10 protein-coding genes and 1 pseudogene are annotated in these 14,761 nt (G+C 68.9%); 3 read left to right on the forward strand and 8 right to left on the reverse strand.

Annotation, left to right across the window (positions count from 1 at the left end):
- Positions 1-5: 5 nt before the first annotated feature.
- The 6 genes from A5694_RS00860 to A5694_RS00885 form a co-directional block, all read right to left on the reverse strand.
- Positions 6-2,081 carry a substrate-binding domain-containing protein gene (locus A5694_RS00860; RefSeq protein ID WP_064919969.1) on the reverse strand — a complete coding sequence of 692 codons (2,076 nt, stop codon included), beginning with the start codon at positions 2,079-2,081 and terminating at the stop codon, positions 6-8.
- A gap of 70 nt (positions 2,082-2,151) precedes the next feature.
- The gene (locus tag A5694_RS00865) at positions 2,152-4,341 is read right to left on the reverse strand and encodes a malate synthase G (protein ID WP_064919970.1); all 2,190 of its coding nucleotides are present in this window, start codon (positions 4,339-4,341) and stop codon (positions 2,152-2,154) included.
- A gap of 48 nt (positions 4,342-4,389) precedes the next feature.
- The gene (locus tag A5694_RS00870; RefSeq protein WP_064919971.1) at positions 4,390-5,274 is read right to left on the reverse strand and encodes a hypothetical protein; all 885 of its coding nucleotides are present in this window, start codon (positions 5,272-5,274) and stop codon (positions 4,390-4,392) included.
- Positions 5,267-6,346 carry a hemolysin family protein gene (locus A5694_RS00875; RefSeq protein ID WP_064919972.1) on the reverse strand — a complete coding sequence of 360 codons (1,080 nt, stop codon included), beginning with the start codon at positions 6,344-6,346 and terminating at the stop codon, positions 5,267-5,269. Before A5694_RS00875 ends, A5694_RS00870 begins: the two co-directional genes overlap by 8 nt.
- Entirely contained in the window at positions 6,339-7,685 is a 1,347-nt protein-coding gene (locus A5694_RS00880) for a hemolysin family protein (protein WP_064919973.1), read from the reverse strand. The genes A5694_RS00875 and A5694_RS00880 overlap by 8 nt, the downstream gene beginning before the upstream one ends.
- A 64-nt stretch (positions 7,686-7,749) precedes the next feature.
- A complete protein-coding gene (locus A5694_RS00885; protein ID WP_064919974.1) occupies positions 7,750-9,186 on the reverse strand; it encodes a GuaB1 family IMP dehydrogenase-related protein in 1,437 nt (478 codons plus the stop codon).
- Between the two features lie 823 nt (positions 9,187-10,009).
- Here A5694_RS00885 and A5694_RS00890 point away from each other — a divergent pair.
- Genes A5694_RS00890 through A5694_RS00900 form a run of 3 tightly spaced genes read left to right on the forward strand, consistent with a single transcriptional unit; the run spans position 10,010 to position 13,026 of the window.
- Positions 10,010-11,086 carry a phosphoglycerate mutase family protein gene (locus tag A5694_RS00890; RefSeq protein ID WP_064919975.1) on the forward strand — a complete coding sequence of 359 codons (1,077 nt, stop codon included), beginning with the start codon at positions 10,010-10,012 and terminating at the stop codon, positions 11,084-11,086.
- A 12-nt stretch (positions 11,087-11,098) separates the two neighbouring features.
- A complete protein-coding gene (locus A5694_RS00895; RefSeq protein ID WP_064919982.1) occupies positions 11,099-12,160 on the forward strand; it encodes a histidine phosphatase family protein in 1,062 nt (353 codons plus the stop codon).
- Positions 12,161-12,165: 5 nt separating this feature from the next.
- Positions 12,166-13,026, forward strand: a complete 861-nt coding sequence (locus tag A5694_RS00900; protein WP_082952446.1) for an alpha/beta fold hydrolase — start codon at positions 12,166-12,168, stop codon at positions 13,024-13,026.
- Here A5694_RS00900 and gndA read toward each other — a convergent pair.
- Both gndA and A5694_RS00910 read right to left on the reverse strand, forming a co-directional pair.
- Positions 13,023-14,471, reverse strand: coding sequence for an NADP-dependent phosphogluconate dehydrogenase (gndA, locus tag A5694_RS00905; protein ID WP_064919977.1), 1,449 nt, complete (start codon positions 14,469-14,471; stop codon positions 13,023-13,025). The genes A5694_RS00900 and gndA overlap by 4 nt on opposite strands.
- Before the next feature lie 54 nt (positions 14,472-14,525).
- Positions 14,526-14,761 (reverse strand): annotated as a pseudogene (locus A5694_RS00910) (M56 family metallopeptidase); the annotation flags it as partial.

Genomic DNA, 14,761 nt, shown 5'->3' on the forward strand with positions numbered 1-14,761 from the left:
CGGCGTCAACCCAGCAGCGTGTTCAGCGCGCCGGCCAGTTCGGGGGAGTTCGCCCCCCGCAGGTTCTGGTAGGTGCCGCCGGACAGCTGAGCCACCGACTGCCACGTGGCCCGGTCGGCGTCAGCGCCGAAGTCGATGACGTTGACGGCGACCGGGCGCTCGGGGTCGGTGTTCGTCCGGATGAATTCCTGCAGTCCTGGACCGTCGAGCGTCCGGTCGGTATGCGGGCCCGCGGTGATGACCAGCACCGAGTTGCTCTGCCCGGCACGGTAATTGGCCAGCGCCTGGTTGTAGACGAGCCGCAGGGTGGTGAACGACACCGCGCCGCCGGACGTCGAGCTCAGGCCATCGAGCTGCTCGACCAGGGTCTCGGCCCGGGTCCCGCCGTTCACCGGTTCGTCCAGGGGGCCGGCGGTGACCACGTTGCGGCCCTCCACGCCGTCGAAGGTCCACAGGCCGACGGCGGATTGCGGCGGGAGCGCCCGGATCCGTTGATCCAGGGCGGCGATCACATGGGCCAGCCGGGTCTTTCCGCCCTCGTCGGTGGTCATGGACTCATCGAGCATGATCGTCACCGCCGCGCTGCCCGGCAAGGTGGTGAGCGCATTGGCCAAGGTGGCCCGCATCGCGTCGTCGCCTACCGCCAAGGTGTCCGACACCGCCGGGAAGTCGGTGACATCACTGCTCGGCGGGTTCACGCCTTCCACCCGGAATCCGGCTTTGGCCAGCTCCGCGAGCTGATCCGGTTTGCGGGCGAAGCGGGCGAACTCACTGGCGGCGCTGACCTGTTCCTGTGACAGCCACGACCCGGCGAGCAAGACGGTGGGATAGTCGGCGACCGGCACCGGGCCGGGCGGCAACCAGAAGCCGAGCGTGCTCGCCGGATCCGACAAAGACTGCCCCCGGGTGAACAGTTGCTGCTCGGTGGTCACCACCGCGTGTACCGGGGCGGTCGCCGGATCGCCTTGGCGCAGCAATACGTTCATCGCCTCGGCCAGCGAGCTGTCGGCCAGGTGAGGCTGCGCGCCGGCCAGCCGGTGGACCGCGCCGGTCCCGTCGGTGGCGGGGGCGCCTTTCGGGGCGGCACCGGCGGCCACCGCCTCGCCGGCCAGGAAAGCGGCATCGCCGTTGCCGCCGATCGGCAGGGCCAGCCGCAGCTGCCCCCAGCCGGGAAGCCCGAGCCGGCCCAGGCCGTCGGGTTCGGTCTGCAGCTCCGGCAGGCTCGCCCAGCCCTGCTTCTGCAGAGCGGGCTTGAGTTCGGGCCGCATCGCCAGCAGCACCGGCGAGGTGACCAGGGAACGACTGTCGCTGACGGTCTCCGCGCCCGCGGACGCTTGCAGGCGCGCCGCCGACACCGAGCTGCCCGGAATCCACAGTGCCGGGCGCTGACCCAGCTGTGCCGGCCAGTCGCCGATGAATCCACTGACGACGGCGTCCGAGTCCGCCGGTTTGACCTGCACTGACACGCAGCGATCGCCTACCGGCTTGGCGGTCTTGTTGAACTTCTCGGCCAAGCCCTGCAGGTGGTCGGCGATCGAGGGGTCTGCCACCACGGCGACCGTCAGGTCGCCCTCGACGCAGCTGCCGGCGGCGATCGCGGAGCGATGCGACAGCGAGTTGCCGAAGAACCGCCACAGGATCACCGCGGCCACCACGACGATGACCGTCACCAGTGCGGCGATCACACCGACGCTGACACCACGGCGCCCGGCGTCGTTGCGGTGCCGGCGCCACCGTTCCAGGTGGCGGTGGCCGCCACCCGGCTCGTCCCGCGCGACTGACGACGCTTCCCCGGACCGGGCACGAATCGCGCCGAAAGGCCCGGTGCGGTAACGCGTTTCTTCGTCGTCGTGACCGCCTCGCCGCAGGTACTGCGCCGGGTCGGCGTCGTAGCCCGCGTCGCTGCCGAACGACTCCTCGTAGAACGCGTCGTGATAGTCGTCGACGTACTCGTCGTCGTCCGGGTCGCCGAAGCCGAACGGATCGGGCGGCGCGGTGTCGTGGTGGCCGTAGTCGGCCTCGCCGCGCGCGAGTGGGTCTTCCTCGAAATCGTCCGGGCCGGGGAAACTGTGCCTACCCACGGTGGGTGCGTCCTCTCCGCCTGGTCAGCGCTCCGGCCACGGTCAATTCCACTGAAGATCCGCCCAGGGGTCAGATGCCGACTCGGGCTTTGAACTCCCGGCGACGCCGGTGCAGGATCGGCTCGGTGTAGCCGTTGGGCTGACTGGTTCCGGACAGGATCAACTCCCGCGCAGCCGCGAACGCGACGCTGTCGTCGAAATCCGGGGCCATCGGCAGGTAGTTGGGGTCGCCCGCGTTCTGTCGGTCCACGGCCGGGGCCATCCGTTCCAGACTGGACTGCACGTCGTCTTCGGTGATCACCCCGTGCCGCAGCCAGTTCGCCAGCAGCTGCGACGAGATCCGCAGCGTCGCACGGTCTTCCATCAGCGCCACGTCGTGGATGTCGGGGACTTTCGAGCAGCCCACGCCTTGCGAGATCCAGCGCACCACGTAGCCGAGGATCGACTGGCAGTTGTTGTCGACCTCCTCGCGAATCTCGTCGGGCGCCCAGGCCAGGCCCTCCGACAGCGGGATGGTCAACAGCTGATCGATGGTGGCGCGGCGCTTTCCGGCCAACTCCTGCTGCACCTCGAAGACGTCCACCTGGTGGTAGTGCATCGCGTGCAAGGTGGCGGCGGTCGGCGACGGCACCCACGCGGTGCTGGCGCCGGCGCGCGGGTGACCGATCTTCTGCTCGACCATGTCGGCCATCAGGTCGGTCATCGCCCACATGCCCTTGCCGATCTGGGCGTGACCGGTGAAACCGGTCGCCAGACCCGCGTCGACGTTGTTGTCCTCGTAGGCCAGGATCCACGGCTGAGATTTCATGGTGGCCTTGCGGACCATCGGCCCGGCCTCCATCGAGGTGTGGATCTCGTCGCCGGTGCGGTCCAGGAAGCCGGTGTTGATGAACACCACCCGATCGGCCGCGGCCTTGATGCAGGCCCGCAGGTTGACGGTGGTACGGCGCTCCTCGTCCATGATGCCGATCTTGAGCGTCGCCTGCGGCAGCCCCAGGACGTCTTCGACCCGGCTGAACAACTCGGCGGTGAAGGCCACCTCGTCGGGCCCGTGCATCTTCGGCTTGACGATGTAGATCGACCCGGTGCGGCTGTTGATCAGCGGCCCGTTGTCCTCAGAGGCGGACAACCCGTGCATGGCGATCAGCCCGGTGAACAGCGCGTCCTGGATGCCCTCGAACACCTCGGCGCCCTCGTCGCCGGCGACGATGGCGTCGTTGGTCATCAGGTGGCCCACATTGCGGACGAACATCAGGCTGCGGCCGGGCAGCGTCACGGTCGCCCCGTCCGGGCCGGTGAACTCCCGGTCGGCGGCCAGCGTGCGGGTGAAGGTCTTGCCGTCCTTGGTGACCTGCTCGGCCAGATCCCCGCGGTTGAGGCCCAGCCAGTTGCGGTAGCCCAGCACCTTGTCGTCGGCGTCGACCGCGGCCACCGAGTCCTCGAAGTCCATGATCGTGGTGACCGCCGACTCCAGCACCACGTCTTTGATGCCCGCGGCATCGGTGGCCCCGATCGGCGACGACGGGTCGATCACGACCTCGATGTGCAGTCCGTGGTGGGCCAGCAGCACCGACGACGGCGCCTGCGCGTCCCCGGTGTAGCCGACGAATTCTCCCGGCGCGGCGACCGTGGTCTCCAGGCCGTCGGTGAGGGCGACCGCCAGCTGGCCGTCTTTCACTGCGAAACTTTTGACCTCGGTCCACCCGCCGTTGGCCAGCGGGACGGACTCGTCGAGGAACTTGCGGGCGTAGGCGATGACTTTGTCGCCGCGCACCTTGTTATACGAGGTGCCTTTCTCGGCACCGTCGTCCTCGCTGATCACGTCGGTTCCGTACAGCGCGTCGTACAACGACCCCCACCGGGCGTTCGCGGCGTTGAGCGCGAACCGGGCGTTGAGCACCGGCACCACCAACTGCGGACCGGCCTGCCGGGCGATCTCGTCGTCGACGCCCGCCGTGGTGATGGTGAACTCCTCCGGTTCGGGCAATAGGTAGCCGATCTCGGTGAGGAAGTCCCGGTAGGCCTCGGTGTCCAAGGGTTCGATCACCCGGTGCCGGTGCCACTTGTCGATCTGCGCCTGCAGCTCGTCACGACGCGCCAGCAGTTCGGCGTTTTTCGGCGTCAGATCGGTGACGACCTTGTCCACGCCCGCCCAGAAACTGTCCGGGTCGACGCCGGTGCCCGGCAGCGCCTCGTCGGTGATGAAGTCGTAGAGCACGCGAGCCACCCGCAACTCGCCCACCGACACCCGGTCCGTCATGATTTCCTCCCTCATAGCCAATCCACCACCTTACCGGCCGACAACACGCTAGCCGCATCCCTTGACCGCCAACAGCAGGTCACACCGCTTGAGCAGGGCGGAACGCAGCGGCGCGGCGCGCTGTGCGATCCCAGTCTGGCAACGGACGTATTCAGCACGGCCGGCGGGGTTTTCGATGCAGATCGGCTGATAGCCATAGCTGCTCAGGTCGTAGGGGCTCGCGCGCATGTCGATCTCGCGCGCCGCCGCGGCCAACTGCAAGCAGTCCAGCAGCAACTCGGAATCGATCAGGGGCCCCAGCTTGTAGCACCACTTGTACAAGTCCATGTTGGCGTGGAGGCAACCCGGCTGCTCCCAAGCGGTTTGGCCGGCCCGGCTCGGTGTGCCGGCGTTACGGGGCGCCGCCGCCGGGGTGAAGAACCGGAAGGCGTCAAAGTGCGTGCAGCGCAGCGGTGTTGCCTCAACCACTCGATCCACGTCGGCCGCGGGAAGCCGCAGCGGAACATGGCCGTGCCGGACCGTGTCGCTCCGGTAGAGCATCGCCCACTCGTGCAGGCCGAAACAGTTCAGCTGGGCTGGACGCGCGGCGGTGGCCCGTAACAGCCGTGCGACGAACATCACGGTGTCGGCCCGCTCGCGCACGAAGTCCTCGGCGACCGCGACCGTGTCACCGGCCACGACGTATCCTCGGCGGCCCTGGTAGTCGCGCAATGCTGCGGCCCCGGCCAGCGCGACCCCGAATCCGGGGTTCCAGGTGCGTAACTGTCGCGGGCGCAAGCTGTAGTAGCTGAACAGGAACTTGGGAACCGGATCGCCGGCGGCGATCCGGCGCTGCGCAGGGCTCAGGAAGCGCTCCAGGCGCAGTCGGTAGGCCGTTGCCCGCGCCTGCCACTGCTCGGTGTCCAGCGTCGACTCCTCGACCAGGTCAAACACGATGCGTTCCGTCGCGGACGGTGCCGACGACGTCCTGGACCAGGTCCTCGAGGGCCACCATCGCCACCACGGCGCCCTCGGTGTCGACCGCCAGCGCCAGGTGGCTGTTGGTGCGCCGCAGCCGGGTCAACGCGTCGGCCACCGGCAGCGACGCGGGAAGCCGGAGCAACGGTCGCACCACGCCGAGGTCGACGATCGCGTCGGCCTCGGGATGTTCGGAGCTCGGACCCGCCGTGCTCTCGCTGAGCGGCAGGACATCCTTGATGTGCAGGTAGCCGACGAATTCGCCCTGGTCGACCACGGGAAACCGGGAGTACCCGGTCTGGGCGAGGGCCTGTTCGACCGCTGCCACGGTGGGGCCCCGGCCGGCGGCCGCGGCCGGAACGGCGCGGATGTCACCGACCGGAAGCGCCACATCGGCGACGGTGCGGGTGCGGATCTGCAGGGCCCGGGTCAACCGGGTGTACTCCTCGAGGTCGAGCAGCCCCGCCGAGACCGATTCGGCGATCATCTCGCTCAGTTCGACGGTGGAGACCGTGATCTCCAGCTCATCCTTGGGCTGCACCCGCAGGGCGCGCAAAACGGCGTGGCCGCACCGGTGGTAGAACGCGATGAACGGCCGGGCGGCGGCCATATAGATCAGGTACGGCGGGATCAGCAGCATCGCCGCCGTCTCCGGGCCCGCCAGGGTGATGTTCTTCGGGACCATCTCCCCGAACAGCACGTGCAGCGTGACCACGACCGACAGTGCGACGACGAACGCCACGGTATGCAGCAGCGGGTCCGGGATGCCGACCAGCCGGAACGGCTGCTCGAGCAGGTCGGCCACGGCGGGTTCCCCGATCCGGCCGAGCAGAATCGAGCACACCGTGACACCCAGCTGGAAGCCGGCCAGCATCAGCGGGAGCTGTTCGCCGGCGCGGATCACGGTGACCGCACTGCGCCGGCCCTGTTCGGCCAGCGCCTCGAGCCGGTCTCGACGCGCCGAGATCAGCGAGAACTCCGCGCCGACGAAGAACCCGTTCGCCGCGATCAGCAGCACGGTCAACACCACGTTGAACAGGTCAGCCATTGCCGGCCCCCAGCTGGGTCAGCGCCAGCAGGTCGATGCGCCGGCCGTCCATCCGGACTACCCGGGCCAGCCAGCGCGGCGGGTGCGCCGACAGCTCGTCGGGATCGAATGCGGTCAGTTCGACGGTCTCGCCGGCGGCCGGAATGTGCCCGAGTTCTTGCAGCACCAGCCCGCCGATGGTCTCGTAGGAGCCTTCGGGGGCCCGGTACCCGGTAGCGGCGGCCACCTCGTCGATGCGCAGCAGGCCCGACACCTGCCAGCCGCCGCCGGCCACCACCACGTCGGGCGTGGCATCGTCGTGTTCGTCGCGGACGTCGCCGACGATCTCCTCGATCAGATCCTCCACCGTGAGCATCCCCGCGGTGCCGCCGTACTCGTCGACGACCAGCGCCGCCTGCTGGCCGTTGGCCCGGACCTGTTCCATCACCGCATCGCCGTCGAGGGTGGACGGCACCACCGCCACCGGTTGGGCGACGGCCGTGATGGGGGTGGTCGCCCGCTGCGCGGCGGGAACCGCGAAGACCTGCTTGACGTGCACGATGCCGACGGTGGCGTCGAGGTCGCCGTCGACCACCGGGAAGCGGGAGAAACCGGTCTCGATGGCGGCCGCGGCCAGATCCGCGACGGTGTCGCCGGCCTGCAGGCTCACGATCTTCGAGCGCGGCGTCATCAATTCGGCGGCGGTCAGGGCGCCGAACCGCAGCGAGCCGCCCACCAGGGCGGCCGTACTGGGGTCGAGCGCACCGCTGCGTGCGGAATTGCGCACCAGCGAGGCCAGCTCCCGCGGCGAGCGGGCCGATGCCAGCCGGTCGGCGGGTTGGATGCCCAGCCGGTGCAGGATGAGGTTCGCCGTCCCGTTGGTCAGCTTGATCGCGGCCGCGAACAGCCGCGAGAACAGCAGCTGCGGCCCAGCCACTGCGCGGGCAACCGGCAGCGGACGCGCTACGGCCAGGTTCTTGGGCACCAGCTCGCCGAAGACCATCGACAGCGAGGTGGCGATCACCAGGGCCAGCGCCAGCGCCACCCCGGCGGCGCTCGCCTCGGGCAGGCCCAGGGCGGCAAGCGCGGGCCGCAGCCACCGGGCCAGCACCGGCTCGGCGAGGTAGCCGGTGGCCAGCGTGGTGATCGAGATGCCCAGCTGGGCGCCGGACAGCTGGAACGACAGTGTGCGGTGGGCGTCTTGGATGTAGAGGTCGCGCCGGCCGCCACGGCGGGCGTTGGCCTCCACCGCGCTGCGTTCCAGCGTGGTCAGGGAGAACTCGGCGGCGACGAACACCGCCGTTCCCAAAGTGAGGACCAGGAACGCCAGCAGGCTGCCCAGGGTGAGCGCGATCGTCATGAGTCGGTACTGCTCGCCACCGGGGCAGCACTCGCCACCATGGGTGCAGGTGCCGCCACGGGTCTCACCAGCCGAACGGTAGCGGATGGCCTTCGGCGAAGCCGGCGGCCGACTGCACCCCCAGCACCGCGCGCTCATGCAACTCGGCCAGGTCGGCCGCACCGACGTAGGTGCAGGTGCTGCGCAGGCCGGCGGTGATGTGGTCCAACAAATCCTCGACCCCGCCGCGATCGGGATCCAGCGCCATCCGCGACGTGGAAATGCCCTCCTCGAACAGCGATTTGCGGGCCCGGTCGAATGCACTGTCGGTAGCGGTGCGGGCGGCCACGGCGCGTTTGGACGCCATTCCGTAGCTTTCCTTGTACGGCTTGTCGTCGTGGTCGAACATCAAGTCGCCGGGGGATTCGTAGGTGCCGGCGAACCAGGAGCCGATCATCACGTTCGATGCGCCCGCGGCCAGGGCCAGTGCCACGTCGCGCGGGTGGCGCACCCCGCCGTCGGCCCAGACGTGGGCGCCGAGTTCGTGGGCTGCCGCCGCGCATTCCAGTACGGCCGAGAACTGCGGGCGGCCCACCCCGGTCATCATCCGGGTGGTGCACATCGCGCCGGGGCCGACGCCGACCTTGACGATGTCCGCCCCGGCGGCGATCAGATCCCGGGTGCCGTCGGCCGACACGACGTTGCCGGCCACCAGCGGGACGCCCGGCTTGAGGGCGGCCACCGAGCGGATGGCCTGCAGCGCCTTTTCCTGGTGCCCGTGCGCGGTGTCGATGACGAGCACATCCACCCCGGCCGACAGCAGCGCCGCCGCGCGGGCTGTCACCTCGCCGGTGATGCCGACCGCGGCGGCGATCCGCAGCCGGCCGGCCGCGTCGGTGGCCGGGGTGTAGATGCCGGCCCGGATCGCCCCGGTGCGGGTCAGTACGCCGGCCAGGGTGCCGTCGGCGTTGGTCAGCACCGCGACGTCGACCGGAGCGTGCTCCAGCAGGTCGAATACCTTGCGCGGCTCGGTGCCGATCGGAACGCTGAGCAGGTCGGACATCGCGACGTCGCGAACCCGGCTGAAGCGGTCCACGCCCTCGCAGCACGCCCGGGTCACCAGGCCGGTGGGGCGGCCGTCGACCGCCACCACCGCGGCGCCGTGGGCCCGTTTGGAGATCAGCGCCATCGCGGCCGACACCGAGTCGTCGGGGGAGAGCACCACCGGAGTGTCGGCCACCAGGTCGCGGCTTTTCACGAACGCCACCGTCTGGCCCACGGCATCGATCGGCAGATCTTGCGGCAGCACCACGATGCCACCGCGCCGGGCCACCGTCTCAGCCATGCGCCGGCCCGCCACCGCGGTCATGTTGGCCACCACCACCGGGATGGTGGCACCGGAGCCGTCGCGGGTGGACAGGTCGACGTCGAGGCGTGAGTCGACGGCCGAGCGGTTCGGGACGATGAACACGTCGTCGTAGGTCAGGTCATAGCCGGGGTCATACCCGCGTGCGAATCTCATCGGGTGCCCGCCTTTGGGCCGTTGGGTTCCGAGGAGCCCATCTGTTCGCCTCCACAGGGTCTGAGAGCCGGGGTTCGGGCAAACACCGGATGCCACGGGTTGCCGCGGCGGCCACCGGGTGACATCTTTTCGGCCCGGTCAGCCACGGTACCGCCAGCGCATCGGTGTGCACCACTCGATTTCGGGCGGGGCGAACCCGACGAAAAATTGATCTTCCTCACAGTCGCATAGTCGGGTAAACTCATGGCGTCGTTTAGGGGAACAGAGATGACAGTTAGCTACGGCTGGCGAGGTGGGGCCCTTCGGGCCCCGATCAGAGTCTCTCGCGCCCCACGGCCCACCCGGCCCGAACACCACGCCTGCCGTCCGTGCGGGATCGGTGCTCCGTCGGCGTGGCGGGGGTGCAGCGTCGAAGGCTATCTGCAGCGCAAACTGCACCGCCAGTGGCGCAACCGCGGATCGTAGCGGGCGGACTTTGTTGCGCACCGTTTAGATTGCCGTGCAAGGGAAATAGCTGGGCGCGGCCGTTCTACGAGTAGCTCGGCAGGGATCGAAACCTCGCGGCATCACGACAGTGGCCCACGCTGTCGCCGCCGGGGCCGAATTTCGGGCCTGCGGGTCGCGCCGGCACCCGCGGTAATCGCACCGGCTCAATCGCGGAATAATCCCGGGCGATCCAGCGGATGTCGCACCGAACAAAGTTAGCTGTCAGGAATTTACCCAGGGCGCAGCGATGCTGAGAAATAGCCAAACTGCGGAATTTTCCAGCGGCGACTTCGCCGACCGGCTGGACACCACTTTCCCCACAACAGAGGTCCGAACCATGCACGCACATCAGCTCCTGTCGCTGGCCGCCGGTGCCGTCCTGGCCGGCGGCATCGCCGTCGCCCCGGTTACTCCGCTGCCGGCGCCGGCGACCGCGGCGCCACCCGATATTCAGCTCACCGGCGGTGCCGCACCGGATGTCGTCATCGATGTCGTCCGGCACGCGCAGATGATCTCGCCGTACGAGAACCTGCTCACCCCGTCGCCGGCCTTCCCCGGAGCCCCGCTCAGCGGTCTGGGCCTGCAACAGGCGCAAGACGTCGGACAGAAGCTGTTCGACGAACTGGGCCCGGTCGCCGGGATCTTCGCCGGGCAGGGCCTGCGCGAGATGCAGACCTCGGCTCCGTTCGCCGCCCTGGAGCACATGACGGACAACGTGCAGATACTGCCGGGGCTCAACGAAGTCGACAGCGGCATATACGCCCTCGACCCGATCGAAAGCCTCGGGGGCCGGCTGGCCTTCCTGACCGTCGGCGCGTGGGCACTCGGCGCGCCGCTGGGATTGGCCCTGGTGCCCGGGCCGGGTTCAGAAGACGGCAACGGACTGATGTTCAATGCCCGCTTCACCGATGCCATCAACGCGATGTACGACCATGCGGTCGCCAACCCGATCGTCAGCGACAACGGCCAGATCACCGACGTGGCATTCAACAGCGAGGCGTCGATCTTCGCGTGGGTGATGATGAACGTCAAGAACCCCGATCTGCCGTTCTTCTTGGACCTCATCCGGGAGTCGCACACCGTCGCCAACGGGCTTTCCACCGTGCTGCTGCCCAACACCGGCATCGTGCAGATCGCGGGCAACCCCACCGACGGCTGGACGCTGCTCAGCTGGGACGGCCAGGAGATTCCGCAGGATCCGGATCTGCTGAGCGCCCTGTTCGTCGACGGACGCGATCTCGTCCTGCCCTCGCAGACGGCGATCTGGAACATCTTCGAAGCCATCCTGGGCGGTGACCAGACGACGATCATGAACGCGATCCAGACCGGTATCGAGCAGATCGGCTCGGCGCTGACCCAATTCCCGGGCGCGGTCTTCAACGACATCGTCGATGCCTTCGGAAGTCTCGGTTAGGAGGTGATGGTCATGCCGATAAGGTCGATCTGGCCGGTGGCCGCCGGTGTCGCCGTCATCGGCGCGGGCGTCATCGCGGCACCGGCGCAGCCCGGTGTCGCCGGGACCGTCATCGCCGGCATAGCGCTCACCGGCGAGGATGCCCAGGACATCGTGATCGACATCGTGCGACACGGGCAGCGGATGCCGCCGTTCAACGACGTCATCACCCCGTCGCCGGATCATCCGGGGCCGCCGCTCAGCGATCTCGGTGTGCAGCAGGCGCAGGATGTGGCCGACCAGCTCCACAGGGAGCTCGGTGATCAGGTCGCCGGTATCTTCTCCGGGCAGGCCATCCGGGACATGGACACCGCGGCGCCGTTTGCCGCACTCGAGCACATGACGCCGCAGATCCTGTCCGGGCTCAACGAGATCGACAGCGGCATCTACGCCGGGCAACCCATCGCCAGCCTGTCCGGATTCCTCTACCAGCTGACGCCGCTGCTGTGGTCGCTGCTCGGGCTGATCCTGGTGCCGATACCGGGCTCGGTCGAAGACCCCAACGGCGTGGTGCTCAACGCGAACTTCACCGACGCCGTCAACACGATGTACAGCGCCGCCCTGGCCAACCCGGTGGTAAGCGACAACGGCGCGATCACCGCGGTGGGGTTCGACAACGAAGCCGATGTCGCCGCCTGGGTGGCGATGAACGTCAAGAACCCCGACATCTCGCTGCTGCTGCCGCTGACCCTGCAAACCATGTTCACAGGCGACGACGGATCACCGCTGCTGCCCAACACCGGCATCATCTCGATCGAGGGCAACCCCACCGACGGCTGGACGCTGGTCAGCTGGAACGGGATTCCCGTCCCGGAGGACCCGGGGTTGCTGACGAAGCTGATCATGGACGTGCGTGACCTGATCACCACACCGCAGACGGCGCTGTGGAACCTGCACGAGGCGCTGCTCGCCGGTGATCCCACCGCGATCGGCGCTGCGCTGCAGACCGGCCTGCAAGACATCGCCGAGGCCTACTTCGGGTTCCCGCAAGCGGTGTTCAACGACATCGTCGACGAACTGCCGAATCTGGGATGACCACGATGTCGCGCAGCGTGCGCGAGTGGCGGGACGGTGGCCGGTGGGTATCGACCGGTGCCGGGCGGGTCTTCGTACGATCAAGAGCGGGGGAGGGGCCGACTGTGCTGCTGCTGCACGGGTTTCCGTCCAGCTCCTACGATTTCCGGTCGGTCGTCGCCCGGCTGGCCGGCCGGTCCTGGCTGACGATGGACTTCCTCGGCTTCGGGTTGTCGGACAAGCCGCGCCGGCATCGCTACAGCCTGTTGGAGCAGGCCGATCTGGTCCAGCAGGTGCTGGCGTCGGCCACCACCGGTCCGGTGGTGCTGGCCGCCCACGACATGGGCACCTCGGTGACGACCGAACTGCTGGCCCGCGATCTCGAGGGCACCCTGCCCTTCGATCTGCGCCGCGCGGTGCTGTCCAACGGCAGCGTGATCCTGGAGCGGGCCAGCCTGCGTCCCATCCAGAAACTGCTGCGCGGCCCGTTCGGTGGCCTCGCCGCCCGGCTGACGAACCGGCGCAGCTTCGTCCGCGGCTTCGGCCGGCTGTTCTCTGCGCAGCATCCGCTGTCCCCCGAAGAAGCCGCCGCGCAGTGGGAACTGTTGTGCCACAACGGCGGCCACCGGATCGCGCACCTGCTCTCGGCCTACCTCGACGAACGGGTGCGTTACGCGCAGCGCTGGCACGGGGCGGTGCGCGACTGGCCCAAGCCGTTGGGTTTGGTGTGGGGGCTCGGCGATCCGGTGGCCACCACCAATGTGCTCGAGGGCTTACGTGAGCTGCGGCCCGCCGCCGACGTCGTCGAGCTGCCCGGCCTCGGGCACTACCCACAGATCGAGGATCCGCAGGCTTACACCGACGCCGTACTGGAGCTACTGGATTAGGCGGGCACTTCGCTGCGGTCGGCGCTCCACAGCGTGTGGAACTTGCCCTCGGCGTCCACCCGACCGTAGGTGTGCGCTCCGAAGTAGTCGCGCTGGGCCTGGGTCAGGGCGGCCGGCAGCCGCTCGGTGCGCAGACCGTCGTAGTAGGCCAGCGCCGAGGAGAAACCGGGAACCGGAATGCCCAGGCTGACCGCGGTGGTCACCACCCGCCGCCAGGAGTCGATGGCCGCCTCCACGGCGCTGCGGAAATACGGGGCCGCCAGCAGGCTGACCAGATCGGGATCGGTGTCGAATGCCTCTTTGATCCGGTTGAGGAATTTCGCGCGGATGATGCAGCCGCCACGCCAGATCGTCGCCAGATCGCCGGGCGTGACATTCCAGCCGTATTCGGCGCTGCCCGCCTGGATCTGGTTGAAGCCCTGCGCGTAGGCGACGATCTTCGAGGCGTACAGCGCCTGGCGGACGTCCTCGGTGAACCGGGCCGCATCACCGGGGCGTTCACCGAGTGCCCCGGCGGCCAGACCCGCCGCGGCGCGGCGCTGGGGAACCGATCCCGACAGCGCCCGGGCGAACACCGCCTCGGCGATACCGGTTACCGGAACCCCAAGGTCCAGAGCGGATTTCACCGTCCAGCGCCCGGTGCCCTTCTGCTCGGCCTCGTCGACGATGACGTCGACCAGCGGCTTGCCGGTCTTGGCGTCGACCTGGCGCAGCACTTCGGCGGTGATCTCGACCAGATAGCTGTCCAGATCACCGGCGTTCCACTCGGTGAACACCTCGGCGATCTGCGGCGCCGAGAGACCCAGGCTGTCGCGCAGCAACTGGTAGGCCTCGCCGATCAGCTGCATGTCGGAGTACTCGATGCCGTTGTGCACCATCTTCACGAAATGGCCCGCGCCGTCCGGCCCGATGTGGGTGCAGCACGGCACCCCGTCGACGTGGGCGGAGATCTCCTCGAGCAACGGGCCCAGGGAGGTGTAGGACTCCTTCGGGCCCCCCGGCATGATCGAGGGCCCGTTGAGAGCGCCCTCCTCACCGCCGGAGATGCCGGCGCCGACGAAGTGCAGACCGCGCGCCGCCATTGCCTTCTCCCGGCGAATGGTGTCGGTGTAGAGCGCGTTGCCGCCGTCGATGATGATGTCGCCGGGCTCCATGGCGTCGGCGAGTTCGTTGATGACCGCGTCGGTGGGCTCGCCGGCCTTGACCATGATCAGCACCCGGCGCGGCTTCTCAAGAGCGGCAAGGAATTCCGGAATGGTCTCGCTGCGCACGAAGGTGCCCTCGGAGCCGTATGCGCTCAACAGGGCATCGGTTTTGGCGACCGACCGGTTGTGCAGCGCCACGGTGTAGCCGTGCCGGGCGAAGTTTCGCGCGATGTTGGAACCCATGACGGCCAGACCGGTCACCCCGATCTGGGCGGTGCCGACAGTCTCCGACGCGCTCATACATTCGCCTTTCGGTCGTAGGTGACGCCCTGCGCGGCACGCCGGCGGCGTGGGTTAGCCCGCGATCAGTCGATGCAGTTCGGTCAGCCACGGTACCGCGAGCGCGATTGTCGGTACCGCGAGCACCCCGGCTGCGGCGGAGTAGGCGGCAGCAGCCAGCGTGCGGCTGTTGCCCCGACCCGACAGCCGCTGCACCCGCAGCACCGTGTGGGGGCCGCCGGCGGCCAGCGCACCGGCCGGGGTGGCGGCCGACGCACAGGTCACCAGGGCGCGGGCCAGGGGAGGGGCGC

It is taken from the genome of Mycolicibacter sinensis (genome assembly GCF_001667945.1).
GTDB lineage: Bacteria > Actinomycetota > Actinomycetes > Mycobacteriales > Mycobacteriaceae > Mycobacterium > Mycobacterium sinense_B.